The 26,408-nt window shown below is 69.3% G+C and carries 25 protein-coding genes, 1 pseudogene and 1 riboswitch; of the genes and pseudogenes, 14 read left to right on the plus strand and 12 right to left on the minus strand.

What is annotated here, in order from left to right; genetic code table 11:
- Positions 1-111: 111 nt before the first annotated feature.
- Both ACIPEK_RS07975 and ACIPEK_RS07980 read left to right on the plus strand, forming a co-directional pair.
- On the plus strand, positions 112-666 hold the full coding sequence (locus ACIPEK_RS07975) for a heme-binding protein (protein ID WP_401992105.1): 555 nt from the start codon (positions 112-114) through the stop codon (positions 664-666).
- A gap of 300 nt (positions 667-966) precedes the next feature.
- Entirely contained in the window at positions 967-2,382 is a 1,416-nt protein-coding gene (locus tag ACIPEK_RS07980) for a M1 family metallopeptidase (RefSeq protein WP_401992107.1), read from the plus strand.
- Between the two features lie 25 nt (positions 2,383-2,407).
- Here ACIPEK_RS07980 and ACIPEK_RS07985 read toward each other — a convergent pair whose 3' ends face one another.
- Together ACIPEK_RS07985 and ACIPEK_RS07990 are read right to left on the minus strand one after the other, a co-directional pair.
- The gene (locus ACIPEK_RS07985) at positions 2,408-3,988 is read right to left on the minus strand and encodes a M4 family metallopeptidase (RefSeq protein ID WP_401992109.1); all 1,581 of its coding nucleotides are present in this window, start codon (positions 3,986-3,988) and stop codon (positions 2,408-2,410) included.
- A gap of 522 nt (positions 3,989-4,510) precedes the next feature.
- Positions 4,511-5,086 (minus strand): TerD family protein, encoded by a 576-nt coding sequence (locus ACIPEK_RS07990; protein ID WP_382946185.1) that lies wholly within the window; start codon positions 5,084-5,086, stop codon positions 4,511-4,513.
- Between the two features lie 192 nt (positions 5,087-5,278).
- Here ACIPEK_RS07990 and arfB point away from each other — a divergent pair, with 192 nt between their 5' ends.
- Complete coding sequence (gene arfB / locus ACIPEK_RS07995) at positions 5,279-5,713, plus strand: alternative ribosome rescue aminoacyl-tRNA hydrolase ArfB (RefSeq protein ID WP_072487942.1); 435 nt, start codon at positions 5,279-5,281, stop codon at positions 5,711-5,713.
- 23 nt (positions 5,714-5,736) lie between these two features.
- Here arfB and ACIPEK_RS08000 read toward each other — a convergent pair whose 3' ends face one another.
- Positions 5,737-6,243 (minus strand): flavin reductase family protein, encoded by a 507-nt coding sequence (locus ACIPEK_RS08000; RefSeq protein WP_401992112.1) that lies wholly within the window; start codon positions 6,241-6,243, stop codon positions 5,737-5,739.
- Positions 6,244-6,613: 370 nt separating this feature from the next.
- Between ACIPEK_RS08000 and cdgB the strand changes: the two genes are divergently transcribed.
- Both cdgB and ACIPEK_RS08010 read left to right on the plus strand, forming a co-directional pair.
- Positions 6,614-8,257, plus strand: coding sequence for a diguanylate cyclase CdgB (gene cdgB / locus ACIPEK_RS08005; RefSeq protein ID WP_401992114.1), 1,644 nt, complete (start codon positions 6,614-6,616; stop codon positions 8,255-8,257).
- Between the two features lie 152 nt (positions 8,258-8,409).
- Complete coding sequence (locus ACIPEK_RS08010; RefSeq protein ID WP_401992116.1) at positions 8,410-9,366, plus strand: carbohydrate-binding protein; 957 nt, start codon at positions 8,410-8,412, stop codon at positions 9,364-9,366.
- A 74-nt stretch (positions 9,367-9,440) separates the two neighbouring features.
- On the opposite strand, the gene ACIPEK_RS08015 is transcribed toward ACIPEK_RS08010, so the two are convergent.
- The 5 genes and pseudogenes from ACIPEK_RS08015 to ACIPEK_RS08035 all read right to left on the minus strand — a co-directional run.
- Complete coding sequence (locus ACIPEK_RS08015; RefSeq protein WP_401992119.1) at positions 9,441-10,292, minus strand: ketose-bisphosphate aldolase; 852 nt, start codon at positions 10,290-10,292, stop codon at positions 9,441-9,443.
- 58 nt (positions 10,293-10,350) lie between these two features.
- Positions 10,351-11,331 carry a 1-phosphofructokinase family hexose kinase gene (locus ACIPEK_RS08020; RefSeq protein WP_382900534.1) on the minus strand — a complete coding sequence of 327 codons (981 nt, stop codon included), beginning with the start codon at positions 11,329-11,331 and terminating at the stop codon, positions 10,351-10,353.
- 170 nt (positions 11,332-11,501) lie between these two features.
- Positions 11,502-12,656, minus strand: coding sequence for an N-acetylglucosamine-6-phosphate deacetylase (gene nagA / locus ACIPEK_RS08025; RefSeq protein WP_401992122.1), 1,155 nt, complete (start codon positions 12,654-12,656; stop codon positions 11,502-11,504).
- The gene (locus ACIPEK_RS08030) at positions 12,656-13,588 is read right to left on the minus strand and encodes an ROK family protein (RefSeq protein WP_401992125.1); all 933 of its coding nucleotides are present in this window, start codon (positions 13,586-13,588) and stop codon (positions 12,656-12,658) included. The genes nagA and ACIPEK_RS08030 overlap by 1 nt, the downstream gene beginning before the upstream one ends.
- A gap of 114 nt (positions 13,589-13,702) precedes the next feature.
- Positions 13,703-13,870: pseudogene (locus tag ACIPEK_RS08035) on the minus strand (sugar isomerase); the annotation flags it as partial.
- On the opposite strand from ACIPEK_RS08035, the gene ACIPEK_RS08040 reads away from it, so the two are divergent.
- Together ACIPEK_RS08040 and ACIPEK_RS08045 are read left to right on the plus strand one after the other, a co-directional pair.
- Complete coding sequence (locus ACIPEK_RS08040; protein WP_401992749.1) at positions 13,829-14,068, plus strand: hypothetical protein; 240 nt, start codon at positions 13,829-13,831, stop codon at positions 14,066-14,068. The pseudogene ACIPEK_RS08035 and the gene ACIPEK_RS08040 overlap by 42 nt on opposite strands.
- The gene (locus ACIPEK_RS08045) at positions 14,034-14,258 is read left to right on the plus strand and encodes a hypothetical protein (RefSeq protein WP_401992128.1); all 225 of its coding nucleotides are present in this window, start codon (positions 14,034-14,036) and stop codon (positions 14,256-14,258) included. Before ACIPEK_RS08040 ends, ACIPEK_RS08045 begins: the two co-directional genes overlap by 35 nt.
- Before the next feature lie 17 nt (positions 14,259-14,275).
- Here ACIPEK_RS08045 and ACIPEK_RS08050 read toward each other — a convergent pair whose 3' ends face one another.
- Positions 14,276-15,937, minus strand: coding sequence for an MFS transporter (locus tag ACIPEK_RS08050; RefSeq protein WP_401992131.1), 1,662 nt, complete (start codon positions 15,935-15,937; stop codon positions 14,276-14,278).
- A gap of 160 nt (positions 15,938-16,097) precedes the next feature.
- Here ACIPEK_RS08050 and ACIPEK_RS08055 point away from each other — a divergent pair, with 160 nt between their 5' ends.
- Positions 16,098-17,108, plus strand: coding sequence for a helix-turn-helix transcriptional regulator (locus tag ACIPEK_RS08055; RefSeq protein WP_401992134.1), 1,011 nt, complete (start codon positions 16,098-16,100; stop codon positions 17,106-17,108).
- Positions 17,109-17,132: 24 nt separating this feature from the next.
- The gene (locus ACIPEK_RS08060) at positions 17,133-17,399 is read left to right on the plus strand and encodes a DUF3263 domain-containing protein (protein ID WP_383070697.1); all 267 of its coding nucleotides are present in this window, start codon (positions 17,133-17,135) and stop codon (positions 17,397-17,399) included.
- Positions 17,400-17,411: 12 nt separating this feature from the next.
- Here ACIPEK_RS08060 and ACIPEK_RS08065 read toward each other — a convergent pair whose 3' ends face one another.
- Positions 17,412-18,290: a hypothetical protein gene (locus ACIPEK_RS08065; RefSeq protein WP_401992138.1), complete on the minus strand. Its 879-nt coding sequence runs from the start codon at positions 18,288-18,290 to the stop codon at positions 17,412-17,414.
- A 170-nt stretch (positions 18,291-18,460) separates the two neighbouring features.
- Between ACIPEK_RS08065 and otsB the strand changes: the two genes are divergently transcribed.
- Complete coding sequence (gene otsB, locus ACIPEK_RS08070; protein ID WP_383070693.1) at positions 18,461-19,339, plus strand: trehalose-phosphatase; 879 nt, start codon at positions 18,461-18,463, stop codon at positions 19,337-19,339.
- A gap of 11 nt (positions 19,340-19,350) precedes the next feature.
- On the opposite strand, the gene ACIPEK_RS08075 is transcribed toward otsB, so the two are convergent.
- Positions 19,351-20,742, minus strand: a complete 1,392-nt coding sequence (locus ACIPEK_RS08075) for a trehalose-6-phosphate synthase (RefSeq protein WP_401992141.1) — start codon at positions 20,740-20,742, stop codon at positions 19,351-19,353.
- A gap of 44 nt (positions 20,743-20,786) precedes the next feature.
- Positions 20,787-21,737 (minus strand): glucosyl-3-phosphoglycerate synthase, encoded by a 951-nt coding sequence (locus tag ACIPEK_RS08080; protein WP_401992144.1) that lies wholly within the window; start codon positions 21,735-21,737, stop codon positions 20,787-20,789.
- A gap of 153 nt (positions 21,738-21,890) precedes the next feature.
- A riboswitch (SAM riboswitch) is annotated at positions 21,891-22,018 on the plus strand.
- An 18-nt stretch (positions 22,019-22,036) separates the two neighbouring features.
- Here ACIPEK_RS08080 and thrC point away from each other — a divergent pair.
- The 4 genes from thrC to groL all read left to right on the plus strand — a co-directional run bounded on the left by thrC (position 22,037) and on the right by groL (position 26,217).
- Positions 22,037-23,338: a threonine synthase gene (gene thrC / locus ACIPEK_RS08085; RefSeq protein WP_401992147.1), complete on the plus strand. Its 1,302-nt coding sequence runs from the start codon at positions 22,037-22,039 to the stop codon at positions 23,336-23,338.
- Positions 23,339-23,367: 29 nt separating this feature from the next.
- Positions 23,368-23,646 carry a MoaD/ThiS family protein gene (locus ACIPEK_RS08090; RefSeq protein WP_072487929.1) on the plus strand — a complete coding sequence of 93 codons (279 nt, stop codon included), beginning with the start codon at positions 23,368-23,370 and terminating at the stop codon, positions 23,644-23,646.
- A 422-nt stretch (positions 23,647-24,068) separates the two neighbouring features.
- Entirely contained in the window at positions 24,069-24,275 is a 207-nt protein-coding gene (locus ACIPEK_RS08095; protein WP_003967346.1) for a cold-shock protein, read from the plus strand.
- Between the two features lie 319 nt (positions 24,276-24,594).
- Positions 24,595-26,217 carry a chaperonin GroEL gene (groL, locus tag ACIPEK_RS08100; protein ID WP_383070685.1) on the plus strand — a complete coding sequence of 541 codons (1,623 nt, stop codon included), beginning with the start codon at positions 24,595-24,597 and terminating at the stop codon, positions 26,215-26,217.
- Positions 26,218-26,408: the final 191 nt, after the last annotated feature.

Consider the following 26,408-nt stretch of genomic DNA (forward strand, 5'->3'; position numbering starts at 1 on the left):
GCGCGCGGCGTCGAGCCGGTTCGTCGACCGTACGGCGCCGGACGCGGCCGGAGGATCGATGACAGAGCCGAGCAGGCTCATCCGCTGACCCCACTGCTGAAGGAGCCCACCATGAAGAAGCTGTCGCTGCGCACTCGCGTCCTGACCGGTGCCGTTGCCGCCGCCGCCCTCGGCGCCGGAACCTTCGGTGCGATGTCCGCCAACGCCTCCACCCCGGCCGCCGCAACCGCCGCGGTCGACGCCGACACCGCGAACCGGAACCTCCAGCAGACCACCCACCTGACCGTGGCCGCCGCCACCGAGGCCGCGCAGGCCGCGCTCGACGCCGCGAAGAAGGAGAACCAGCGCGTCTCCGTCGCCGTCGTCGACCGCAATGGCAACACCGTCGTGACGCTGCGCGGTGACGGTGCGGGACCGCAGGCCTACGAGTCGGCCGTGAAGAAGGCGTACACCGCCGTTTCCTGGAACGCGCCCACCTCCGAGCTGGCCAAGCGCCTGGAGCAGGCCCCGAACCTCAAGGACATCCCCGGCACCCTGTTCCTCGCGGGCGGCGCCCCGGTGCAGGTCAAGGGCGCCCCGGTGGCGGGCATCGGAGTGGCCGGAGCCCCCAGCGGCGACCTCGACGAGAAGTTCGCGAAGGCCGGCGTCGCCGCCCTCGCGAAGTAAGACCGACCGGCACATGGGGGGGGCGGCGTCGCGGGGCTGGGCACGCACTCTCCCAAGGCCTTAAGGGCCAGGGGGACCCCCTCCGGCGTTGTCGTCGGTCGACAACTTCCCCATAGCCCTGAAGGGCCTTGAAGGCATGGGGGGATCCCCTTCGCGTTGCTTCCCTCCTCCGCCTTGCAGCTGCACGCACCCAGCTCCGCTCCTTCTTCCACCCCCCATGTGCCGGTCGGTCTAAGTGCCCGCCGTGCCCGCCGTGCCCGCACAAGCGCATTCAGACATTTCGCGCCTAGGATCACTGGTGTGGTTCCGCGAACATCTGTACGCCGCACGGCACGTGCCGCCGTCGCCCTGCTGATTCTGGCGACGTCCACAGCGTGCACCGGTGGCATCGGCGGTGTCGACGGCACCCCCGGCGCCTCCGGTCTGCGCGACCCGTATTTCCCGAAGCTCGGCAACGGCGGCTACGACGTCACGCACTACGACCTCGACCTCGACGTCGACCCGGCCGCCGGACATCTGCGCGGCACCGCCACGATCACCGCGCGCGCCACCCAGGACATCAGCGCCTTCAACCTCGACCTCGCCGGGCTCACCGTGCGGTCCGCGACCGTCGAGGGCCGCCCTGCCGCAGTCAACCGGGCGGGGCACGAGCTGACGCTGCGCCCCGACGCCGAGATCGAGAGCCGGCTCCACAAGGGCAGGACGTTCCGTACGGTCGTCCGCTACTCCGGCTCCCCGCAGACCCTCACCGACCCCGACAAGTCGAAGGAGGGCTGGCTGAGGACCGCGGACGGATCGGTCGCGCTCGGTGAGCCGACCGGTTCCATGGCCTGGTTCCCCGGCAACAACCACCCGAGCGACAAGGCGTCGTACGACATCACCGTGACCGTTCCCAAGGGCCTGACGGCCGTCTCCAACGGCGAGCTGACATCCCGCAGCACCTCGGGCACCACCACCACGTACCACTGGCACACCGCCGAACCGATGGCGAGCTATCTCGCGACGGTGGCCATCGGCCGCTTCGACACGAAGACGTCGACCACCCCGGACGGCATCAAGGTGTTCACCGCCGCGGACCCGAAGGTGGCGGCGGACAGCGCACGGATTCTCGCCCGGGTTCCCGAGATCGTGAAATGGGAGGCGGAACGTTTCGGCCCGTACCCCTTCTCCGCCACGGGCGCGATCGTCGAGCGTCCCGGGGACGCCGGATATGCGCTGGAGACCCAGAACCGGCCGTTCTTCCCGCGGCCGCCGGACGCCGGACTGCTCGTCCACGAGATGGCCCACCAGTGGTTCGGGGACTCCGTCACGCCCAAGAGCTGGCGGGACATGTGGCTCAACGAGGGCTTCGCGACCTACGCGGAATGGCTGTGGGAGGACGACCAGGAGGGCAACCCGGTCCAGAAACGGTTCGACGCCGCCTTCGCCGACGACGACAACTGGGCCTTTCCGCCCGCCGATCCCCCGACCGCTGCGGACATCTCGCAGGCGCCGGTGTACGGGCGCGGGGCGATGGTCATCCACAAGATCCGGCAGGCTGTGGGCGACGACGAGCGTTTCTTCGCGCTCGTCAGGGGCTGGACGCAGGCCCACCGGCACGGCAACGCGTCGACCGCCGACTTCACCGCCTATGTGGAGAAGGCGACCGGTCAGGATCTGACGGCGCTGTGGAACACCTGGCTGTACGGCGGGAGCCGGCCCGCCTCGAAGGACTGACCGGCTCCCGCGTACAGCAGTGGGGCTACTTCACATTGACGCCGCTCCAGGCGGCGTCGACTGCCGCGAGCTCGGCGCTGTCCGCCCCGTACAGGTCGGTCGCCGCCTTCTCGGTCGCCGTGCGGGCGGCCGCGTAGTCGGTGGTCGACGTCATGTACTCGGAGAGGGCCTTGTACCAGATCTGGACGGCCTTGTCCCGGCCGATGCCGGTGACCGTCGAGCCGTCGATGGTCGGGGAGTCGTAGTCGACGCCGTTGATCGTCTTCGCGCCGCTGCCCTCGGACAGCAGGTAGAAGAAGTGGTTGGCGACGCCGGAGGAGTAGTGCACGTCGAGGTCGCCGACGCTGCTGTCCCAGTAGTCCGCGGAGCCGCCGTCCTTGCTCGGCTTGTCCATGTAGCGCAGCGGGGTGCCGTCGCCGTTGATGTCGATCTTCTCGCCGATGAGGTAGTCGCCGACGTCCGTGCTGTTGTCGGCGGCGAACTCCACCGAGGTGCCGAGGATGTCGCTGGTCGCCTCGTTCAGGCCGCCGGACTCCCCGAAGTAGTCGAGGTTGGCGGTCGACGCGGTCAGACCGTGGCTCATCTCGTGGCCCGCGACGTCGAGAGCGGTGAGGGCGCTCTTGTTGTCGGCGCCGTCGCCGTACGTCATGCAGAAGCAGCTGTCGTCCCAGAACGCGTTGACGTACCCGTCGCCGTAGTGGACCCGAGAGTACGCGGCCTTGCCGTCACCGGCGATGCCGTCGCGGCCGAACTCCGACTTGTAGAAGTCCCAGGTCTTCGCAGCACCGTAGGCGGCGTCGACGGCGGCGGTCTGGCGGTCGTTGCCGGTGCCGTCGCCCCAGGTGTCGTCGTCGTCCGTGACGAGGTCACCGGTGCCGCTCTCGCCCTGGTTGAGGTCGTACGTCTTGTGGCCGCCGCGGTCGCCGTCGGTCAGCTCGAAACCGGAGCCGGCCGCGGTGGTCGTCAGGTCGACCTGGCCGCTGTACTGGCTGTTGCCGACGCCGGTCTCGATCGCCTCGTAGCTCTGGAGCTTCTTGCCGGTGGTCGCGTCGGTGATGATGTGCAGCCTGCTCGGCGTGCCGTCCTTCTGCACCCCGGTCTTCACCGTCTCGAAGGCGAGGACGGGCTTGCCGCCGCCCGCCCAGATCACCTTGCGGCCACTCGCCGCGGTCTTGATCTTCGCCGTCGTCGAGGGCACGGATATCCGGGCCCCGGTCGCCTTGGTGACGCTCTTGAGCTTTCCGCTGCGGGCGGTGTGGGTGACGAGGTCGCCGCCGATGACCGGGAGGCCGGCGTAGGTGCGCTCGTAGCGGGTGTGGACGGTGCCGTCGGCGTCCTTGATCACATCACGGGCGATCAGCTTCTCCTGGCTGCCGAGCCCGAGGGAGTCGGCGGTCGAAGAGGCGTCGGACTGTGCCGAGTTGATGGCGGCGGTGCGCTGCGAGGCGCTGTTCGCGCCGAAGGGGGCGGCGCTGCGAGAGGCGGAGGGACCGTCATTGCCGTTGTCCGGCACGGCGTTTGCCGCACCGGTCTGGACGCCGACGACGACCATCGCGGCCACGGCGGCCAGGGCTGCGGCGCGACGGGTGTTCATGTGGGGGGTCATGCGTTCTCCGTTGCTCGTTCCGTGGGGGGTTACGAGCTGAGAGCGTGCCACCGAATGACCGGCATTGACGGTGTACTAACAAATGCCTCACATTTTTTTGACCACTTCTTGTCCGAATGGGATGCGCTTGTGTTCGTTATGCGGCGGAGTCCGGCGGTGACGGTGGCCCGGAACTCCGCGTGCCGAAACGCCGCGCACAGCTTTGGCGGTGCGGAGCATGTGCGCGTCGTGTGAAGGGCTGCGGGGCCGGCTCTGACGAGTGGTGGACGTCGAGCCGGCCGACCGTCTTTGACCGGTGGTCGGACGGGCCGCCGTCCTTGCCCGGCCCGCTCGGCGTTCGCTATGCGGTCATCTGTGATTGTTCGCGGAGCGCTTGGACCGACCGGCAAATGGAGGGCGGCGTCGCGGGGTCCATTTGCCGGTCGGTCTTGTGCATAACGGCCCTGGCTCAAGCCCGGCCGGTGCGCACGCGGAAGCCCCCGGCCGTGACGGCCGGGGGCTTCCGCGTGATGAGCTCTTGCGTCAGAGGTTGACGCCGAAGTCCTGGGCGATGCCGCGCAGGCCCGAGGCGTAACCCTGGCCGACCGCGCGGAACTTCCACTCCGCGCCGTTGCGGTAGAGCTCGCCGAAGACCATGGCGGTCTCGGTGGCGGCGTCCTCGCTCAGGTCGTAACGGGCGATCTCCGTGCCGCCGGCCTGGTTGATGATGCGGATGAACGCGTTGCGAACCTGGCCGAAGTTCTGGCTGCGGGTCTCGGCGTCGTAGATCGAGACCGGGAAGACGATCTTGTCGACGTCGGCCGGCAGGCCCGCCAGGTTGACGTTGATCTGCTCGTCGTCGCCCTCGCCCTGGCCCGTGACGTTGTCGCCGGTGTGGACGATGGTCTGGTCCGGCGTCGACTTGTTGTTGAAGAAGACGAAGTGGCCGTCGGAGACGACCTTGCCGCCCGGGTTGACCGCGATCGCCGAGGCGTCGAGGTCGAAGTCGGTGCCGGTGGTGGTGCGGACGTCCCAGCCGAGGCCGACCGTGACGGCGGTCAGGCCCGGGGCCTCCTTGGTGAGCGAGACGTTGCCGCCCTTGGACAGGCTTACAGCCATGGGAAGTCCCTTTCATCGTCGATCGCGGGCTTCATGTCGTCACGAAGCTACCGTCACAGGTCATAACGCGGGCAAGGGGCCGTGAGGTTCCTGCTCCCTTTACTTTCTTTACCGAAGTCCCCCGGTCGGCCCGACGGTCCGTACGGTCCGTACGGCAAAAGAAGGTGACGAACGCCCTGTGGTCCGGGGAACATGGGTGCCATGTCCGGGCCCTATGTCATCCGCGGTTCGGTCTCCCTGCCGGAGGCCGAGCTCATGTGGCGTTTCTCGCGGTCCTCCGGGCCCGGCGGGCAGCACGTCAACACCAGCGACTCCCAGGTGGAGCTCCGCTTCGACCTCGCGGCGACCGAGTCGCTTCCCGAGGTGTGGAAGGAGCGGGCGCTCCAGCGTTTGGAGAGCAGGCTCGTGGGCGGGGTGATCGCGGTACGGGCGTCCGAGCACCGCTCCCAGTGGCGCAATCGCGAGACGGCTCTCGTACGGCTCGCGTCCCTGCTGGCCGAGGCCACGGCGCCGCCGCCCAGGCCACGCCGCAAGACCAGGATTCCGCGCGGCATCAACGAACGCCGCCTGCGGGAGAAGAAGCAGCGCGGCGAGACGAAGCGAGGCCGCTCCGGCCGCGACTGGTAGCCGCGCCCGCGTGATGCCGAGCCTCACCCCAGCTGCCGGTAGCGCCCCCGGAAGTACGTCAGCGGTGATCCGTCCCCGCTCGGCAGGGCCGCGCTCAGCACCCGGCCGATCACCAGCGTGTGGTCGCCCGCCAGGACCCGCTGCTCGGTGCGGCACTCCAGCGTGGCCAGTGCGCCTCCGACCAGAGGCGCATGGCTGATCTCCCCCCTTGTACAGGGGATGTCCTCGAACAGCAGCCGGTCGCTGATCCGGCCCTTCATCGCGAACCGGCCGGCGATGTGCTGCTGGCTCTCGGTGAGTACGGAGACCGCCCACAGCGGTTGCTCCGACAGCAGGTCGTCCATCCGTGAGTCGTTGCGCAGGCTGACCATGACCAGTGGCGGGTCCAGCGACACCGACATGAAAGCGGTCGCCGTCATCCCGACGTCCTCACCGCGCCCGTTCTCGTCGAGCGGCGGCTCCTCGGCGGTGATCAGCACGACTCCGGCGGCCAGCCGGGCGAGGGCGCCTCGGAACTCATCGTTGCTCACCCCCTCAGCATGGGGGATGGGCTGGGAACGCGGGGTGGGGGGCTTCGTCTGCAACACACCGGGCACGCTAGCCGTGGATGCTGCGCCGTCGCATCGGGCCAGGGGACCAGCCTGGTCCTAGGACCCGCGGTCCATGGCGGCGGCGGACCGGCACTGCACCGTACGGATGTGCGTTCAAGGAAAGGATTGACCGCATCCGCGCGGCCCTCTGATCCCTTTACCATCTGTTGTGACTTGGGTCACAGAGTGCAATATTTGCTGACCCTGTGTACCGACTGCACAGCTCACTGTGATTCAGTGGCCGTGACACTGAAGCCAGTACGTCGATATGAAACCTGGAGTGCTGTCGAGGTCTCGGGGAGTGCGAGCAATGGAGGCCGAGTCGGAGCCGTACGTCCGTCTTGCGACGATGCGGCAGCTGCACCAGGCCGTGGCCGATCTCAATACGGCGCGGAGCCTGGCCGACACACTGCAGACCGTGGCCGACGGAATCGTCGCCGGTCTCGGCTACGAGCTGGCCTGTGTGAACCTGGTCCGCCCCGACGGCGATCTCGTCGTCGCCGCCTTCGCCGGTAACAGCGCCGCAGAAGCCCTGATCACCGGCCGCGTCGGCTCGCGCAGCTCCTGGGAGCGCAGGCTCTCGATGGGTGAGGCCTGGGACGAGCTCTGCTTCATACCGCACACCGACGGCTGGGTCCTCCTCGACGACGACGTACCGCAGTGGCACACCGAGGGCCCCGAACCCCGCTTCGAGGACGAGTGGCACCCCGAGGACCGGCTCTACGCCCCGATGTACGCGTCCGGCGGCGGCCTCGATCTCCTGGGCGTCATTTCCGTCGACCGCCCGCGCAACGGCCGCCGCCCCGGCGCCTGGGGCCGTGAGGCGCTCCAGATGTACGCATCACAGGCCGCCATTGCGATCAGCAACGCCCGGCTGAGAGCAAACATGCAGCGCGCCCTGGTCCGTCTGGAGCGTGAACAGCAGGCGCTGCGGGCCAGCGAGGAATCCTTCCGGCAGGCCTTCGAGTACGCGCCCAGCGGCATGGCCATCGCCGAGATGGGCGGCGACCAGCACGGCCGGCTGCTGCGGACCAACGACGCCCTGTGCCGGCTGCTCGGCCGCCCCGCGTCCGTCCTGCGCCGCTACTCCTTCGCCGACCTCGTCCATCCCGAGGACATCGGCACCCTGCTGCGCACCTCCGCCGAGGGCGGCCGCGCCGAGCTGCGGCTCGGGCGGCGGGACGGCACCTACCTCTGGGTCTCGCTGCGCAACTCCGTCGTCGCCGACACCACGGACGGCCCGCGCTTCCTGCTCACCCATGTCGAGGACATAGAGGAGCGCAAGCGCCACGAGCTGCATCTCGCGCACCGCGCCTCGCACGATGCGCTCACCGGTCTGCCCAACAGCGCCGAGCTGCGCTCCCGGCTCGGCTCCCGGCTCTGCGAGCGCCCGCACTCGGTGGCCACCACCGCGGTGGAGGCGCTGGACGCGGCCTACGGCGACGCCGACGATCCGGACACGCGGACGCACGGCTACGACGTGGACTCGGTGCCCGGCGGCCCGTACGACCACCATGTGCATTCCGTCGCACCCGACACCGAGAACGACGACGGGGCGAAGGGCCTCGCGGTCCTCTTCTGCGACCTCGACGGCTTCAAGTCGATCAACGACCGCTTCGGCCACCACACCGGTGACGCCGTACTGATCGAGGTGGCCCGCCGTCTCACCACCTGTGTGCGTGACGGCGACACCGTCGCCCGGCTCGGTGGTGACGAATTCGTTGTTCTCGCCGACGGACTCGGCGCCGCAGACGCCGCGGACCTGGCCGTACGCCTCCGTAACGCCATCATTCCGCCCATTCGGGTCGATGGCCGGGCGGTGCGCGTCGGGGCGAGTTTCGGCATCGGCTGGGCGGAGTGCGGCATGACCGCCGAAGAGGTACTGCGCTCCGCCGACCAGCGGATGTACGTGGAGAAGCGGTCCCGGGCGAAGGTTCACCGCAGGGCCGGCTGACGTTCACGACGGTGCTGTTCCCGCATCCCGTGGCGGTTCCAGGACGTGCGACGGCAATTCTTGGTGCGGTCCGTTCGGGGTAGGCTCGGCCGGTCGGCCACGGCTGGCGAAATTCGGCGACGGCTGGCGACATGGTGAGGAGTGACCCAGGGATGACGGCCGGGAACAACGGCGCAAGCAAGCCCGAGGACGACGATCCGTTCGGCTACCTGTACGAGGACGGACAGGCAGCAGGCGCCCAGCCGCCACGGCAGGGCGGCTACGGCTACCCGGGCCCGGCGGCCCCGCAGCCCGGCGTGCCCCGGACCTCGTACAACCAGGTGCGGACAGTCGGCGAGCGCCAGTACGGGCAGCAGGTGCCGCACCAGCAGCCGTACGGCCAGCCGAACGCGCAGTACGCCGCGCCGGAGACGTACCCCGGCGGCGCCCCCACCGCGCAGGTCCAGCAGCAGGGCGGCCGCGGCCGCACCGGCGGCCCCGGCAAGGGCGGCCCGAACACCAAGGGCCTGCTGATCGGCGCCGTCGCGGTGGTCCTGGTCGTGCTCATCGGCATCGGCGCCGCGCTGCTCACGGGCAACGGCGACAAGGACAAGAAGAAGGACGAGGCCACCACCTCCGCCGGACCCGGCGGCCAGGTCTCGGAGTCGCCCAAGCCCAAGGAGTCCGCGAGCTCCGAGGCCCCGGCCGAGCTCCCCAAGCAGGACGCGGCGACGCTGAAGCTCGGCGGTTCGGCTCAGCTGGACAACACCACCAAGGGCGCGAAGAGCGCCAACGGCCAGTACATCAACCTCAACGAGGTCGGCAGGTCGGCGACCTGGTCGGTCGAGGTGCCGAAGGCCGGTCCGTACACGCTGTTCGTGACGTACGGGGTGCCGGGCAAGGATGCCAAGACGTCCCTGACGGTCAATGCCGAGGCTCCCCGCGGCATCAACATGGAGAACTACGCGAAGGCGCCGGAAGGCGACCTGGAGAAGGGCTGGACGACCACGTACTCCTGGCTCCAGCTCAGCAAGGGCTCGAACTCGATCACGATCTCGTGCAACGAGGGCGACCAGTGCGACGCCAATCTTGATCAGCTGTCGCTGAAGGCCGGACATGTGAAGAGCTGACCGTCCCCCGGACGCACTCCGGCCCCCTTCGCCCAGGGCGAAGGGGGCCGGAGTGCGTCCGGGCGCGGAGCGGCTCAGCCCATCAGGGCCAGGAACCCCGCCACCGTCGCGGCCATCGCCTCGCGCCCGGGGGCGATGTACTTGCGCGGGTCCACGCCCGTGGTGTTTTCGGCCAGGTACGCCCGCACCGCGCCGGTGAACGCCGTGTTCAGCGCCGTACCCACGTTGATCTTGACCATGCCGGAGGAGGCGACGGCCTGGCGGATCTCGTCGTCCGGGACACCGCTGGAGCCGTGCAGCACCAGCGGGACCGGGACCGCGTCGCGCAGCCGGCCGATCAGGCCGTGGTCCAGGGCGGCGGTGCGCTCGGTCATGGCGTGCGAGGAACCGACCGCCACGGCCAGCGCGTCCACCCCGGTGTCGCGGACGTACGCGGCGGCCTCGGCCGGGTCGGTACGGACGCCGGGGGCGTGGGCGTCGAGCGGGGCCTCGCCCTCTTTGCCGCCGACCTTGCCGAGCTCGGCCTCGATCCAGATGCCGCGCTCATGACCCCACGTCACCGCCTCGGCCGTGGCCCGCACGTTCTCCTCGTACGGCAGCTTGGAGGCGTCGAACATCACCGAGCCGAAGCCCTCCGTGTGCGCCTGGTGCAGCAGCTCCACGGACTCGACATGGTCGAGGTGGAGCGCGAGGGGGGCGCCGGAGGTGCGGGCGACGGCGGCGGCCGCGGCGGCGATGGCGGAGAGCCGCCCGCCGTGGAACTTCACGGCGTTCTCGGAGATCTGCAGGATGGCGGGCGCTCCGGCCCGCTCCGCTCCGGCCGCGATGGCCTCCGCGTGCTCCAGCGTGATGACATTGAAGGCGGCGATCCCGCGTCCCTCGGCCTGGGCGGCGGAGACGAGTTCGCCGGTGCTCACGAGCGGCATGCTGACCTCTTACTACTTCTTCGAACCAGCTGAACGCGGGTCCGGGACGGGCGCGGCCTCAGGCCGCCGTGGTGTGTTCCTCGATGCCGACGCGCGGCAGCAGCTCCTCGTACGCCGCGCGGTCGAACTCACCGGCCGTCGGGGAGAGCACGGTCGCCGTCGACAGTGCCACCGCCCGCCGCAGCCGGTCCGGCCAGCTCAGGCCCTCGACGAGGCCGGACAGCAGCCCGGCCACCGCGGAGTCGCCCGCACCGGTCGGATTGCCCAGGACCTTGGCCGGCGGGGAGGCCCGCCAGACGCCGTCGGGGGTGATTGCCAGCATGCCGTCCGGGCCCAGTGACGCGACGACCCCGTGCGCGCCGCGGCGGCGGGCGTCGCGGGTGGCACGCAGCGGCTCGCGGGAGCCGGTCAGCTGGGCGAGTTCGTCGGCGTTGGGCTTGATCAGGTCGGGGCGGGCGGCGATGCCTCGGCGCAGCGGTTCGCCACTGGTGTCCAGGAGCACGGGGACGCCGGCGGTGCGGGCCAGGCGGACCAGTTCGGCGTAGGCGCCGACGTGGATGCCGGGCGGCAGGCTGCCGCAGAGGGCGACGGCGTCGGCCCCGGTGAGGAGCTCCTCGTACCGGCCGAGGAGGGCGGTCCATTCGTCGGCGGTGACGAGCGGGCCGGGTTCGTTGAGCTGGGTGGTGTCGCCGGTGGCCCGGTCGACGACGGCGATCGTGCGACGGGTGTTCCCGGCGACGGTGACGAGGGCGTCGGTGATCGGCGCGGCGGCGGGCGTGGCACCGTTCTCGGTCTTCGTGTCCGCGTCCTGCGGCGGCAGGCCGGCCAGCAGTTCGCGCAGCACGGCTCCGGTGGAGCCTCCGGCGAAGCCGGTGACTGCCGTTTCGTGGCCGAGGGCGGAGAGCACCCGGGCCACGTTGAGGCCCTTGCCGCCGGGCCGCTCGGACATGTCGCTGACGCGGTGGCTGGCGTGCGGGACGAGCTCCGGGACGCCGTACGTCAGGTCGAGTGCCGTATTCAGTGTGACCGTGAGGATCACCGCGGCCGCTCCCTCGATCCCTGCTCCGGAGCGCGAATCCTTGGACGGAATGCGCTTTCTCTGCCTGTTTCCCAGGCGATCATGTCAAAGAGGCGACGGTCGGCCCAGACCCCCGGACCAACCGCCATCTCTTCGTTACGTATTCGACTCGCCGTCAATAACGGGCCAAATCAACCGATCTGGGGATCGACGATCCATTCGCCCTTGCGCATGACGCCCTTGAGCGTGAAGTCCGCGTCCAGGATCACCAGGTCCGCGTCCTTGCCCGGGTCCAGCGAGCCGACCTTGTCGTACACGCCGAGCAGCCGTGCAGGGTTGGCGGAGATGGACTGCACGACATCGCCGACCGGAATCCTGTCGATGGTCACGGCCCGGTGGAACGCGGTGTCCAGGGTGAGCGTGGAGCCCGCGATCGAGTTGCCCTCGACCAGCCGCGCGACGCCGTCCTTGACCTCGACCGCGAGCGGGCCGAGCTGGTACCGGCCGTCACCGAAGCCGGCCGCGTCCATGGCGTCGGTGATCAGCGCGACGCGGTGGGCGCCCGCGTGGTGGTAGGCCAGCTCCAGGGCGGCGGGGTGCAGATGCGTACCGTCGTTGATCAGCTCGACGGTGATCCGCTCGTCCTCCAGGAGAGCGGCGATCGGGCCGGGCTCGCGGTGGGCGAGCGGCGGCATCGCGTTGAACAGGTGCGTGGCGACGGTGGCGCCCGCGTCGATCGCCTCGACGGTCTGCTCGTACGTCGCGTCGGTGTGCCCGATCGCGGCGATCACCCCGTGCTCGGCGAGCAGCCGCACCGACTCGATGCCGCCCGGGAGTTCGGTGGCGAGCGTGAACATCTTCGCGGTGCCGCGCGCTGCGTCCATCAGCTTGCGGACCTCGGCCGGGTCCGGGTGGCGCAGCAGATCCTCGCTGTGCGCGCCCTTGCGGCACGGTGAGATGAACGGGCCTTCGAAGTGGATACCGGCCAGGTCGCCCTGCTCGACCAGCTCGGACAGGACACCGGCCCGCTGGGCGAGGAAGTCCATCTCGCCGGTGACGGTGGAGGCGACCAGTGTGGTGGTGCCGTGCTCGCGGTGGGTGCGGATACCGGTGAGGACCTCGTCCACGGTGCCGGAGGTGAAGGACGCGCCGCCACCGCCGTGGTTGTGCATGTCGACGAAGCCCGGGACCACCCAATGGCCGCTCAGGTCGACGGTCCGGGCGTCCTGCGCCGCACCGCCGACGATCCGGGGGCCCTCGACGATCACCCGGCCGTCCTCGACGGTCCCGGTGGGAAGCACCACCCGGGCACCTGCGAGAACTGTGCTGTCTGCGCGTCCGGCCATCAGGCGGATACCTCCGTGGAGAGAAGATCCCAGGCGAGCAGCCCTGCGCCCAGGCATCCGGCGGTGTCCCCGAGGGCCGCCGGGACGATGTGGGGCAGCTTCTGGAACGTGACACGTTCCTCGACGGCCGCACGGAGTGGTGTGAACAAGGTTTCCCCGGCCTCGGCGAGACCGCCACCGATGATGAGCATGCTGGGGTCGAGCAGCGTCAGCGCGGTGACCAGCCCGGCGGCGAGCGCGTCGACCGCGTTCCGCCAGACCTCCAGAGCCGCCGGGTCGTCCGACTCCACGGCCTTCGCGCAGTCCGCGGCGTCCGCCGTCGGATCGCCGGACGCCGCGGCCCAGGCCCGGGTCACCGCGGAGGCGGACGCCAGGGTCTCCAGACAGCCGCGCTGGCCGCAGCCGCAGTCCGGGCCGTCCGGCCGGACCACGATGTGGCCGATCTCGCCCGCGTACCCGTGCGCGCCGGACTCGATGCTGCCCGCGATGCCGATGGCCCCGGCGATCCCGGTGCCCAGCGGTACGAAGAGGAAGCGGTCGGCGCCCTTGCCCGCGCCGATCCGGCCCTCGGCGAGTCCGCCGGTGCGCACATCGTGGCCGAGCGCGACGGGGACACCGCCGAGCCGCTCGCCGAGCAGTTCCCGCATGGGTACGTCGCGCCAGCCCAGGTTCGAGGCGTAGACCGCGACCCCGTTCTCGGCGTCGACGATGCCGGGCACGGCGACACCGGCCGCGACAGCGCTTTCGCCGAGGTGCTCCTCGCCGTACGCCCTCAGGTCCGCGGCGAAGGTGAGGATCGACTCCACTACGGCGTCGGGACCGCGTTCTCTGCCGGTCGCCCGCCGCGCCTCGTGCAGCAGGGCGCCGTCGGCCCCGACCAGTGCGGCCTTCATTCCGGTGCCGCCCACATCGAGGGCGATGACGTGTTTCACGGGAAACAGTTTCGCCCGACGGACCCCAAAAGGTCTAGTCCACTATCGCGGTTTGTTGCGCCTCCATACAAAATCGCGCCCGTGACCCCGCAGCAGCGGACTCGGACAGCGGGCTCAGGGCGAAAGGATCACGCTGCGCGAGAGATTGCGCGGGTGGTCCGGGTCGTGCCCCTTCGACGTCGCGAGCTCGACTGCCAGCCGCTGCGCCCGGATCGGATCCGCCATCGGGTCCGCGGTGGCATGCGCGACCAGCGTGCCGCCCACCTGTGCCACATCGCCGGCACCGGCGGCCCCACAGGGGGATCGATGGGCGTCGCCGACTGGGTCACGGGCTTCGGGCAGCGCGGCCACCGTGTGGAGATGGGCAAGTTCTTCGACTATCTGTTCACCGACAAGAACGTCATCGACTTCGCCGACGAGTACGGCCTGCTGCCGGTCACCGACAGTGCTTCCGCAGCGATGGAGTCCGATCCCGGGTAACAAGCCGCTGTGGAAGTTCCTGGCCGCGCCGGCGAACTCGGAGTTCTACCCGTTCGGCAAGATGTCCTGGGCGCGGGCCAGCGAGTCGATCAAGGAGCACATCGGGAACGCGGTCGCGCCGAACGGGAGCCCCGAGAGCGTGCTGGGGAAGATCGCACAGGACGCGAGGGCGGCGGAGGACGCGGAGTAACGGGCGGCGGCCCTTAGCTAAGAGGCGGGGGACTGCTCGGCGTCGACGCCGGCATCCGGCGCCCCGCTGGGAGCGTGCTCCTCTCCCCACCGCTGGGCATCCGGCTTGCGCCGGGGGATGAGGAAGGTCGCCAGCATTCCGAGCGCCAGCAGTGCGGCGCAGGTATGGCCGTTGATCTGGATCGCGTGGGACATGGCATCACGGGCAGCGGCGGCGGCCGATGCCGTCTGCGGGTTCTGACTCAGCCCGGAGATCATCGCGCCCGCGCTGTCAGAGACTGCCGAAGACAGCTGGTCCGCTCCGGGTGCGGACGTTCCCTGCTGGACAAGCCGATCCGACAGGTCGGAGGTCAGCGTCGTGAAGAACGTCGACGTCAGAATCGCGATGCCGAGCGCGGAGCCGAGTTGACGCGCGACGCTCTGGATTCCGGATCCCTGGCCGGCCTGCTGTGGCGGCACGTCCGCCAGGACGACGTTGGTGACCTGCGCGGTGGCAAAACCGACCCCCATGCCGTACAGGAACAGGGCGATTCCGATGACCCACCACTGGGAGTCGCTGCTGGCCAGCAGGCCGAACATCAACAGACCGATGGCCTCGAGAACCAGGCCGATCCGGACCAGGCCGATAGGGCCGGCCTTTTCGGCCATGCCGAAGCTCGCACCGCTCGCGAAGAAACTGCCGATCGCGACGACGAAGACCATCAGCCCGGTCTGGACCGCGGAATACCCCAAGGTGTACTGAAGCCACAGGGGCAGAACAGCGAGGATGCCGAACTCGGCCAATGCGATGATCAGCGTCGCGATGTTGCCCGTACTGAAGGACTTGATGCCGAACAACGAGGTGTCCATCAGCGGCGCTGTGCCGTTCTTTCGGGTCAACCGAACCTGCAGGAGCAGGAAGAGCACGAGGCACACCACTGAGGTGACCAGAGCGACCGGGACGACCGACAGATTCACCCCGTCCCCGAAGGGACCGAAGCTCTTCCGCGGCTGCCACCACCCGTAGTCGCGTCCCTCGATCAGTCCGAATGCGAGAAGTCCGAGGCCCAGCGCCGACAGCACTCCGCCCATAGCGTCGATCTTGCCCGGTTGCCGAGGGGACTTCTGCAGGAACTTCATGACGCCCGCAAGGATCAGCAGCACGAAAAAGATGTTGATGCCGAAGGCCCACCGCCAGGAGTATTCGGCGAGCCAGCCGCCCAGCAACGGTCCGACCGCGGCGGCCGCTCCGATCGTGGATCCCCAGATGGCGAAGGCCTTGCCGCGGTCCGGACCCCGGAAGGTCATGTTGAGCAGAGCCAGCGATGTCGGTATGACGATCGCGCCACCGATGCCCTGCATGAACCGGCTGGTGATCAGAAGATCCCCGGTGGGCGACAGCGCTGCGGCGACGCTCGCAAGTCCGAAGATCACGGTCCCGATCAGGAACAGCCGGCGTGCTCCCGCGATGTCCGAGAAACGACCCATCACCAGCAGCAGAGCGGCTAAAACGATCGCGTAGGACTCTTGGATCCACTGGGCGCCGAAAGCCGAGATCTTGAGGTCGTCGATGATCGGCGGCATCACCACGTTGACGATGGTGAAGTCCACGACCACCAGCGACACACCGAGGGAAATGGCGACCAGGCCCAGCCAAGCGTCCCGGTTGGTTGATGAGGGCCGAGTTGGATTTTCAGACACTGCGTTCCTCTGTTCTGTTCGATGCAACGCACCCGGTTCGGTCGCCGAGGGCGAGGTACTGGGGCCGGCGGGGACGCGTCTCGGCCCCCGACGCGTGGCACCATGGCAGAAGAAGAGGACGCATTCTGACCTCTACTGACATCAATCCGGAGGACGATCCGTGATCGCCAACCGAACGCTGGAGCTCCTCAGTCTGCTTCAGGTCCAGAAGGAGTGGACCGGCGACGGGCTGGCCGAGCGGCTGGGCGTGTCCCCACGGACTGTCCGGCGCGATATCAACCGGCTCCGCGAACTGGGTTACCCCGTCACGGCGACAAAAGGCCCCTCCGGCTACTACCGGTTGTCCCGCGGAGCGCGTCTCCCTCCGCTGATAGTCGACGACGAGCAGGCCATTGCCATCGCGCTGTCCCTCCAGACAGCGCCGGCCTCAGTGACCGGTATGGGGGACGCCACGAAGCGTGCGCTGAACTCCATCAGGGAGCTCCTGCCGCCCCACCTGGCCCGCCGCCTTGCGACCTTCTCCATCGAACAGATCGAGAACGCCTGGGAGCTTGCTCCGCCCCAGATCGATCCCGCACTGCTGGCGCAACTGAGCGCCGCCGCACAACAACGTGACCTCGTGAGGTTCTCCTACCGGTCCATCAACCTCGACCCGGTGGAGGACAGCGAGGTCCTGGCCGAACCCCACCGGCTCGTCGTCTGGTCCGGACGCTGGTACATGGTGGCCTACGACCAGCACAGGAACTCCTGGCATACCTACCGGCTCGACCGCATCAGACACCTGGTCCCCACCGCTTGGCGATTCGGCCGGCGGGACGTTCCCGAGGGGGACATCACCCGCTTCGTCCAGAGCCAACCCGATCGCGGTGATACCCCGGACACCTGGCCCTGCTGGGGCACTGTCCTGATGGAGTGTCCCGCGACACTGGTGGCGAAGTGGGCTCCAGGCGCGGCAAGTTTCGAAGCGATCGACGAGCGGATCACCCGGATTCGGATGGGCGCCTGGTCGTGGTCGGGGCTCATCGGCTTCCTGGTCACCTTCAACTGCCGTTTCACCGTCGAAGGCCCGCCCGAACTCGCGGAAGCGGCCCGCGAAGTGATGGGCCGCCTTGACGTCGCGATACCCCGGACCGGCAGGCACTCGGGGCCGTCAGCCGGAATCCCCGCCTAAAGCCCGGGCGATATGTTGGCTGATATGACCGCCCCTCCGAATGGCCCCGACGACACAGACGGCTCCGTCGGCCTCTCCGCCAGGGACCGTGCCGTGCTCGCCGTCGAACGGCAGTCGTGGGCCGGGCCCGGGGCGAAGGAGCGCGCGATCCGCGAACAGCTCGGCATCTCGCCCACGCGCTACTACCAGCTGCTGAACGCGCTTCTCGACGACCGCCGCGCGCTGGAGGAGGACCCGGTGACGGTGAACCGCCTGCGCCGGGTCCGCGACGCGAAGCGAGGGCGTCGCTGAGACGGCACCCTCTCAGCGGGAGACGGTGATCACGACGGGTTCCGCGGTGCCGGTGACGCGCAGCGCCTCGACGAAGACCTCCGTGATCCAGGCTGCCGCGTCCAGGGACCACACGGGCACCCGGCAGCGGAAGGCCAGGGCCCGGCGCATCCCTTCGCTCTGCACCTCGCCGGTCAGCGGCAGAGCCAGGCCCGGGAGGTCCACATCGGTGGTTTCCGGCTCGACGGTCATGCGTCCGTAGGTGCACGCCAGCGCCTCGTCACGAACGCGCCCGGCGCGGCCGGCCAGCTCCGCTTCGCGGCCCGACACGGTCACGGTGATCTCCCTGACCGAGCCCGGATCGGCCAGCTCATACCAACCGGCGGTGTACAGGAGGGCGGCGGCGGGGTCCGGTGCCAGGTGCACCGGTGCGACGGTGTGCATGCCGGTGACGCGGATGTCGCCCACCTGCCGCAGCACGTCGCCAAGGACCGTCGCCACCGGCAGGACGGGCAGCCGTTGCCGGTTCAAGCGGGAGGCCACGTCCACCTGGAGCCAGCCGATCTCCCGTACGCGCCCGTCCTGCCTCCAGTCCTCCCCCGCGTCGTTGTGCCCCCACCGGCTCCCCCCGAGCTCCATGCCGGCCCCCAGAAGGGTGCTGCTCCACCCGTAGACCTCGGCCCGGTTCACCGCCAGGCCGAAGACGTCGACGTCGGGCTCCGAAGTGCCCTCGGGCGATGCGAGCCAGGGATGCCGGGTGAGGACTCCGTGCACGCCCATGAGCAGAGTGGAGTCCCGCACCGCATCACCCATCGTTTCCTCCTGCACGCCCGCGCCGCAGTCGAAGGTCATCGTGGCAGTGACGGCCTTCTCCGGGGAGTCGGTCTCGCCGATGATGTCCACGTCGATCAAGCTCCGCCACCGCGTCTTCTTCCTGCCCTCGCACGTCTTGCGGGCGTTGGCCCGGTGTGTGCTGCCGGCCGCGCGGCAGTCAGCCGCTGCGTGTCCGTCACGCCGCGGACGCCGCCCGTATGCCACGTCGCCCATGGCTGTGCCCGGCGGTACGCCTATAGGCTCGGCCCATGGGCAGCAATCCGCACGTACCCGCGCCGAGCGAGAACCCGTCCGAGCTCCCGACCCCCGCCACCCCACCCGGCCGAGAGGCCCTCGCCGCGATCCTCGCGCGCCCGGACCGTGCCGTCGTCGCACTCGATTTCGACGGGACCCTCGCCGATATCGTCCCGGACCCGGAACAGGCCCGCGCCCACCCCGGCGCCGTCGACGCGCTCGTCGCGCTCGCCCCGAAAGTGGCCTCCATCGCTGTGATCACCGGCCGCCCGGCCGGCGTCGCGGTCCGGCACGGCGGCTTCGCCGGAGTACCGGGACTCGACCACCTCGTCGTCCTCGGCCACTACGGCGCCGAACGCTGGGACGCCGTCTCCGGCACCGTCCACGCCCCCGCCCCGCACCCCGGCGTGGCCGCAGTCCGCGCCGAACTCCCGGGCGTGCTCGACCGGTTCGATTCATGGCACGGAACCTGGATCGAGGAGAAGGGCCAGGCGCTCGCCGTCCACACTCGCCGCGCCGCCGACCCGCAGGCCGCGTTCGAGGCCCTGCGCGGCCCCCTCGGCGAGCTCGCCGCCCGGCACGGGCTGATCGTCGAACCGGGCCGCCTGGTCCTGGAATTGCGCCCGCCGGGCACGGACAAGGGTGTGGCGCTCGCGCGGTACGTACGGGAGCTGGACGCCGAGTCCGTTCTGTACGCGGGTGACGACCTGGGTGACCTCGCCGCATACGCCGCCGTGGAGAAGCTCCGCACCGAGGGCCCCGACGGCATCCCGGGCCTGCTGGTCTGCAGCGGCAGCGCGGAAGTGCCGGAACTGGCCGAGCGGGCCGATCTGCTGCTGAACGGCCCGGGTGCAGTCGTCGGCTTCCTGGCAGCCCTGGCGCGACAGCTCTAGCCCGCGCCGGCTCACTCCCGCCGCAGCGCGTCCAGCTGGTCCAGGAACCACTGCTGCGGCGGCAGCGCCACCGCCGCCGCGGCCAGCCGCTCCGTGCGTGCGGCCCGTTCGTCGTCCGCCATCGTCAGAGCCTCGTGCAGAGCCGCCGCTGTCGCGGACACGTCGTACGGGTTCACCACGACCGCGTCGCTGCCCAGCTCCTCGTACGCCCCCGCCTCCCGCGACAGCACCAGCGCGCAGCCGTGGTCGGAGACGACCGGGACCTCCTTGGCGACCAGGTTCATGCCGTCGCGGATCGGGTTGACGAGTGCCACGTCGGCCAGCCGGTACGCGGCGAGCGAGCGGGCGAAGTCGTCCTTGACGTGGAGCACGACCGGCGTCCAGCCCGCCGTGCCGTACACGGCGTTGATCTCGTCGGCGACCCGCTGCACCTCGGCCGTGTAGTCGCGGTACACCGCCAGGTCCTGTCGAGAGGGGTACGCGAAGGCGACATGGACGACGCGCTCACGCCATTGAGGCCGCTCTTCGAGGAGCTCGCGGTACGCGAACAGGCCGCGCACGATGTTCTTGGACAGTTCCGTTCGGTCCACTCGTACGATCGTTCTCCGGCCGGGGCCGACCTGCTTCCGCAGCGACGCCATCCGCTCGTCCACGTCCGCCTCGTGCGCGCGCCCGCGCAGGAAGTCCGCGTCCGCACCGAGACCGTGCACCCCGATCCTGGTCCGGCCGGTGCCGCCCAGGATCTCCGTACAGCAGCCGATGAACGCGTCCGCCCAGCGCCGGGTCAGGAAGGCCGCCCGGTCCGCGCCCAGGATGCCGTGCAGCAGCTGCTCGGCGATGTCGTCGGGGAGCAGGCGGAAGTAGTCGACGGGGGCCCACGGAGTGTGCGAGAAGTGGCCGATCCGCAGGTCGGGGCGGAGCTCGCGGAGCATGCCGGGCACCAACGCCAGGTGGTAGTCCTGCACCAGCACCGACGCACCCCGGCCCGCCTCCTCGGCGAGCGCCTCGGCGAAGGCCCGGTTGTACGTCTCGAACGACGCCCACTGCCGCCGGAACTCCGCGTCGAAGACCGGCTCCAGCGGCGTCTGGTACAGCATGTGGTGGACGAACCAGAGCACCGAGTTCGCAATGCCGTTGTACGCGTCCGTGTGGACGGCCGCGTCGATGTCGAGCATCCGTACGCCCTGCTCACCGACCCCGCGCCGGACCGCCTCCCGGTCCCCGTCACCGAGCGCGGCGCACACCCACAGTTTGTCCTTGACGGCGCTCAGCCCGGAGACGAGCCCGCCGCCGCCGCGCTTCGCGTCGAGTGATCCGTCCGTGGCGAGGGTGTACGACACCGGGCCTCGGTTGGACGCAACGAGGACCTGGGCAGCGGACTGGGCTTCGTACGCGGAGACCATGTTGCGGAATCTAGCCAGATCACGAACCGCCCAAACGTGCGAAGTCAGGCCGCGCGGCGCGAAACGTACTCCTCGATCTCGCGCATCGGGGGCCGCTCCTCGGTGTCCACCGCATGGGTGCGCGGTACGAAGCCGTCCTCGCCGCGCTCGAACTGGGTGAGCGAAGGCCGCACCAAGTGACCTCGGGAAAGACGGAGTTGAGCGGTCCGGTAGATCGTCGCCGCCATCCGGCCGAGCGCCTGCCCGTCCTGGTGACGGTGTTTGCGCACCCCCACGTCGACCTGGGCCAGCGCGTCCAGGCCCACCGTGTGCAGCGCATCGACCAGGAGGCCCAGTTCCACCCCGTAGCCGACGGGGAAGGGCAGTCGTTCGAGGAGGGAGCGGCGTACGGCGTACTCCCCGCCCAGCGGCTGGACGAAACCGGCCAGCTGCGGCCAGTGCAGATTGAGCAGCGGACGGGCCACCAGTTCGGTGACACGACCCCCCTGACCTGCGGTGTCACCGAAGGGGCGGTCGTACATCGCCTTCACGAACTGCACGCTCGGGTCGGTCAGCAGCGGGCCGACGACGCCGGAGACGAAGTCCGCCGAGAAGTCCCTCAGATCGGCGTCGATGAAGCAGACGATGTCACCGCCGGTCACCAGGAGCGACCGCCACAGCACCTCGCCCTTGCCGGGTACGGCGGGTATCCGGGGGAGTATCCCGTCCCGGTGCACCACCCGGGCGCCGGCCTCCCGGGCCACCTTCGCGGTGCCGTCCGTGGAACCGGAATCGATCACCACGAGTTCGTCGACCAGCTGGACCTTCTCCATCAGCTCGCGCCGGATCGTCGCGACGATATGGCCGACCGTCGCCTCCTCGTTCAGCGCGGGCAGTACGACGCTCACGCTCCCGCGGCGCGGGTCCCTGGCCTTGGCGGCCAGGATGCGGTCCAGCGGGCGGTCGGCGACCGACCAGGAACGCCTGGCCAGCCAGCGTTCGACCTCTTCCAGCACGGTCGATACTCCCTGTATGTGATCCATCTCGCGGTTCGGACGACTATCTCAACTGTCCGGTGCTTCGGTTACAGTCTTGAACAACGCGGATGGCCGTCGCATGTCGGGGTCAGTCCGCCAACAAATGCCTGGATCGTTGATCCGGTGCCACAGCGCTCATCCAGAGGGACTGAGGGAACGGCCCGTTGAAGTCCCGGCAACCCTCCTGCCGACCGCGAGGTCACGGTGGGGAAGGTGCCAATTCCGTCTTGTGGCGAAACGCGTCGCAAGGAAGATGAGGAGAAAGGGCCTCCGCCATCATGGCCGTGCAGACTGTTGCAGTAAGCACCAATTCTTCCGCCGAAGCTGTCGACCTCGGACCCGCCGCGGCGCTTTCCTGCCGCGAGTGCGGCGAGCGTTTCGAGCTCGGCCCCATTTTCGCCTGCGCGTCCTGTTTCGGGCCGCTCGAAGTGGCGTACGACCTGCCGAGCGGCTCCCCCGACGAGCTGAAGAAGCGCATCGAGGCCGGACCCGACAACATCTGGCGTTACGCGCCGCTGCTGCCGGTCCCCGCCGATGTCGCGGACAAGCCCAACATCAACCCCGGTTTCACCAAGCTGGTCAAGGCCGACAACCTCGCCCGCGAGCTGGGCGTCACCGGCGGCCTGTACGTCAAGGACGACTCCGGCAACCCGACGCACTCCTTCAAGGACCGCGTCGTCGCCATCGCCGTCGAGGCCGCCCGTGCCTTCGGTTTCACCACCCTGTCCTGCTCCTCCACCGGCAACCTCGCCGGTGCGGTGGGTGCCGCCGCCGCCCGCGCCGGCTTCCGCTCCTGCGTGTTCATCCCGCACGACCTGGAGCAGGGCAAGGTCGTCATGGCCGCGGTGTACGGCGGTGAGCTGGTCGGCATCGAGGGCAACTACGACGACGTCAACCGCTTCTGCTCGGAACTCATCGGCGACCCGCTCGGCGAGGGCTGGGGCTTCGTCAACGTCAACCTGCGTCCGTACTACGGCGAGGGCTCCAAGACTCTGGCGTACGAGATCTGCGAGCAGCTCGGCTGGCAGCTGCCCGACCAGATCGTCATCCCGATCGCATCCGGATCGCAGCTCACGAAGATCGACAAGGGTCTGCAGGAGCTGATCAAGCTCGGTCTCGTCGAGGACAAGCCGTACAAGATCTTCGGCGCCCAGGCCGAGGGCTGCTCCCCGGTCTCCACCGCCTTCAAGGCCGGTCACGAGGTCGTGCGGCCCCAGAAGCCGAACACCATCGCCAAGTCCCTGGCGATCGGCAACCCGGCCGACGGCCCGTACGTCCTGGACATCGCCCGCCGCACCGGCGGCGCGGTCGAGGACGTCGACGACGAGCAGGTCGTCGACGCGATCAAGCTGCTGGCGCGCACCGAGGGCATCTTCGCGGAGACGGCGGGCGGGGTGACGGTCGGCGTGACGAAGAAGCTCATCGAGGCCGGTCTGCTCGACCCGACGCTGACCACCGTCGTCCTCAACACCGGTGACGGCCTCAAGACCCTGGACGCGGTGGCCGCCACCTCGCAGGCGACCGCGACGATCCGCCCGAGCCTGGACGCGTTCCGCGCCGCCGGCCTCGCCGCCAGCTGACCACCCGAGACCGAAGAAAGGCACCCCTCATGAGCGTCAAGGTCCGCATCCCCACCATCCTCCGCACCTACACGGGCGGCCAGGCCGAGGTCCCGGCCGAGGGCTCGACCCTCTCCCAGGTCATCGAGTCCCTGGAGCAGAACCACCCGGGCATCGCCGCCCGCGTCCTGGACGACCAGGGCAAGCTGCGCCGTTTCGTGAACGTGTACGTCAACGACGACGACGTGCGCTTCGAGGGTGGCCTGGAGACGGCGACGCCGGACGGCGCGGGCATCTCGATCATCCCGGCAGTCGCAGGCGGGTGCTGACCGTCCGTCCGACTTCACCGCGTTATCGGTATTGCCCCCTCCGCGAGAGAAGCGGAGGGGGCAATTCTGCATGGTTGAGCGCGGTACAGTGTGGGAAGTCCCCCCAGCTGCCCGTGCCGCCCGCATATGAGAATGCGCCCGGCTGCGACAAGAAGCAGCCAAAGTGTGCGATCTGCTTGCGCCATAAGTCACCTTTGCCTGGCCCGACTTGCCCTGGAATCTCATGAATTCCTCATATTCGGGCGTTCGGTGCTGCCCAGAATTCTCGTCCGATTGACCTGTTGCAGAGGGCAGTTGGGCAGATACATTCGGCCGCGGTCGACGCGTTCCGGCGCACGCACCCTCTCCTGTCGGGGGGTGAGTTCTGACCCGGGTCCGCGAAGTGCGGTCCTGTGCAAGGGCCAGTAATAGGGGAGTTAGGCATGGCTCAGGGCACCGTCAAGTGGTTCAACGCGGAGAAGGGGTACGGCTTCATCGCGGTCGACGGTGGTGCGGATGTTTTCGTCCACTACAGCGCGATCCAGATGGACGGGTACCGCACCCTCGAAGAGGGTCAGCGAGTTGAATTCGAGATCTCGCAGGGCCAGAAGGGGCCGCAGGCGGACATGGTCAAGCTCGCCGTCGGCTGAGCTCGACGCGGTCGGCCAACGACACTACTCACGCACGGAGGGCCCGTACCCCTGAGGTACGGGCCCTCCGTGCGTCCGCGTCCGTGGCCACCCGTGAGTGGCTGTCGTTGTCCACACCCCGAGGCGGACGCTTGCACTCTAGGGGGTCGAGTGCTAATCATTGGCGTTAGCACTCTCCAGGTGAGAGTGACAGAACTTGGACCGGGCCGGTGAGGCCCGCAGGTCCGGTGGGGCAAGGAACCACCGGACACGCAGGCCGTCCGTCGCGGGCGCCACTCGGTCCGGAGAAATCCACCCCTGTCCGGGAGGACCACTTCACATGGCCAAGATCATCGCGTTCGACGAGGAGGCCCGGCGCGGTCTCGAGCGCGGCATGAACCAGCTCGCCGACGCCGTCAAGGTCACCCTTGGCCCCAAGGGTCGCAACGTCGTCCTTGAGAAGAAGTGGGGCGCCCCCACGATCACCAACGATGGTGTTTCCATCGCCAAGGAGATCGAGCTGGAGGACCCGTACGAGAAGATCGGTGCGGAGCTGGTCAAGGAGGTCGCCAAGAAGACGGACGACGTCGCCGGCGACGGTACGACCACCGCCACCGTTCTCGCCCAGGCTCTCGTCCGCGAGGGCCTTCGCAACGTCGCCGCGGGTGCCAACCCGATGGCCCTCAAGCGGGGCATCGAGAAGGCCGTCGAGGCCGTCTCCGCCGCCCTCCTGGAGCAGGCCAAGGACGTGGAGACCAAGGAGCAGATCGCTTCGACCGCCTCCATCTCCGCCGCCGACACCCAGATCGGCGAGCTCATCGCCGAGGCCATGGACAAGGTCGGCAAGGAAGGCGTCATCACCGTCGAGGAGTCCCAGACCTTCGGTCTGGAGCTGGAGCTCACCGAGGGTATGCGCTTCGACAAGGGCTACATCTCGGCGTACTTCGCCACCGACATGGAGCGCATGGAGTCGTCCCTCGACGACCCGTACATCCTGATCGTGAACTCCAAGGTCAGCAACGTGAAGGACCTCCTTCCGCTGCTGGAGAAGGTCATGCAGTCCGGCAAGCCGCTGCTGATCATCGCCGAGGACGTCGAGGGCGAGGCCCTGTCGACCCTGGTCGTCAACAAGATCCGTGGCACCTTCAAGTCCGTCGCCGTCAAGGCCCCGGGCTTCGGTGACCGCCGCAAGGCCATGCTCGGCGACATCGCCATCCTCACCGGTGGCACCGTCATCTCCGAGGAGGTCGGCCTCAAGCTGGAGAACGCCGGTCTCGACCTGCTCGGCCGCGCCCGCAAGGTCGTCATCACCAAGGACGAGACCACGATCGTCGACGGTGCCGGTGACAGCGACCAGGTTCAGGGTCGCGTCAACCAGATCCGTGCCGAGATCGAGAACTCCGACTCGGACTACGACCGCGAGAAGCTCCAGGAGCGCCTCGCGAAGCTGGCCGGCGGCGTGGCCGTCATCAAGGCCGGTGCCGCGACCGAGGTCGAGCTCAAGGAGCGCAAGCACCGCATCGAGGACGCGGTGCGCAACGCCAAGGCCGCCGTCGAGGAGGGCATCGTCGCCGGTGGTGGCGTGGCTCTGCTCCAGGCCTCGGCCGTCTTCGAGAAGCTGGATCTCTCGGGTGACGAGGCGACCGGCGCCAACGCCGTCAAGCTGGCGCTGGAGGCCCCGCTCAAGCAGATCGCCGTCAACGGTGGTCTCGAGGGTGGCGTCGTCGTCGAGAAGGTGCGCAACCTGCCGATCGGTCACGGTCTGAACGCCGCGACCGGCGAGTACGTCGACATGATCGCCGAGGGCATTCTCGACCCGGCGAAGGTCACGCGCTCCGCCCTGCAGAACGCCGCGTCCATCGCCGCGCTGTTCCTCACCACCGAGGCCGTCATCGCCGACAAGCCGGAGAAGGCCGCTGCGGCCGCTCCGGGCGGCATGCCGGGCGGTGACATGGACTTCTGATCCTGACGGATCGGTAGTTCCTGTACAGCTTTACCGCATCGACCCCCGGGACCAGCAGGTCCCGGGGGTCGATGTCGTTTCTGTACGGGGCGGGGCGGTGGACGCACCCACGATGCCCGCCGGAGCACCGTGAGCGCGTGACACCCCGTACGACGGGGCTGCGGAACCAAGGGGCCGCGGACTAAGACCGA

Source organism: Streptomyces sp. NPDC088246 (assembly GCF_044741025.1).
Lineage (GTDB): Bacteria > Actinomycetota > Actinomycetes > Streptomycetales > Streptomycetaceae > Streptomyces.

Excerpts from the sequence above, each read along its gene's own strand:
- ACIPEK_RS07975 (WP_401992105.1), top strand. The coding sequence starts at position 112 with ATGAAGAAGCTGTCGCTGCGCACTCGCGTCCTGACCGGTGCCGTTGCC.
- ACIPEK_RS07985 (WP_401992109.1), bottom strand. The coding sequence starts at position 3,988 with ATGACCCCCCACATGAACACCCGTCGCGCCGCAGCCCTGGCCGCCGTG.
- ACIPEK_RS07990 (WP_382946185.1), bottom strand. The coding sequence starts at position 5,086 with ATGGCTGTAAGCCTGTCCAAGGGCGGCAACGTCTCGCTCACCAAGGAG.
- arfB (WP_072487942.1), top strand. The coding sequence starts at position 5,279 with ATGGGTGCCATGTCCGGGCCCTATGTCATCCGCGGTTCGGTCTCCCTG.
- cdgB (WP_401992114.1), top strand. The coding sequence starts at position 6,614 with ATGGAGGCCGAGTCGGAGCCGTACGTCCGTCTTGCGACGATGCGGCAG.
- ACIPEK_RS08010 (WP_401992116.1), top strand. The coding sequence starts at position 8,410 with ATGACGGCCGGGAACAACGGCGCAAGCAAGCCCGAGGACGACGATCCG.
- ACIPEK_RS08015 (WP_401992119.1), bottom strand. The coding sequence starts at position 10,292 with ATGCCGCTCGTGAGCACCGGCGAACTCGTCTCCGCCGCCCAGGCCGAG.
- nagA (WP_401992122.1), bottom strand. The coding sequence starts at position 12,656 with ATGGCCGGACGCGCAGACAGCACAGTTCTCGCAGGTGCCCGGGTGGTG.
- ACIPEK_RS08040 (WP_401992749.1), top strand. The coding sequence starts at position 13,829 with ATGCGCGACCAGCGTGCCGCCCACCTGTGCCACATCGCCGGCACCGGC.
- ACIPEK_RS08060 (WP_383070697.1), top strand. The coding sequence starts at position 17,133 with ATGACCGCCCCTCCGAATGGCCCCGACGACACAGACGGCTCCGTCGGC.
- otsB (WP_383070693.1), top strand. The coding sequence starts at position 18,461 with ATGGGCAGCAATCCGCACGTACCCGCGCCGAGCGAGAACCCGTCCGAG.
- ACIPEK_RS08075 (WP_401992141.1), bottom strand. The coding sequence starts at position 20,742 with ATGGTCTCCGCGTACGAAGCCCAGTCCGCTGCCCAGGTCCTCGTTGCG.
- thrC (WP_401992147.1), top strand. The coding sequence starts at position 22,037 with ATGGCCGTGCAGACTGTTGCAGTAAGCACCAATTCTTCCGCCGAAGCT.
- ACIPEK_RS08090 (WP_072487929.1), top strand. The coding sequence starts at position 23,368 with ATGAGCGTCAAGGTCCGCATCCCCACCATCCTCCGCACCTACACGGGC.
- ACIPEK_RS08095 (WP_003967346.1), top strand. The coding sequence starts at position 24,069 with ATGGCTCAGGGCACCGTCAAGTGGTTCAACGCGGAGAAGGGGTACGGC.
- groL (WP_383070685.1), top strand. The coding sequence starts at position 24,595 with ATGGCCAAGATCATCGCGTTCGACGAGGAGGCCCGGCGCGGTCTCGAG.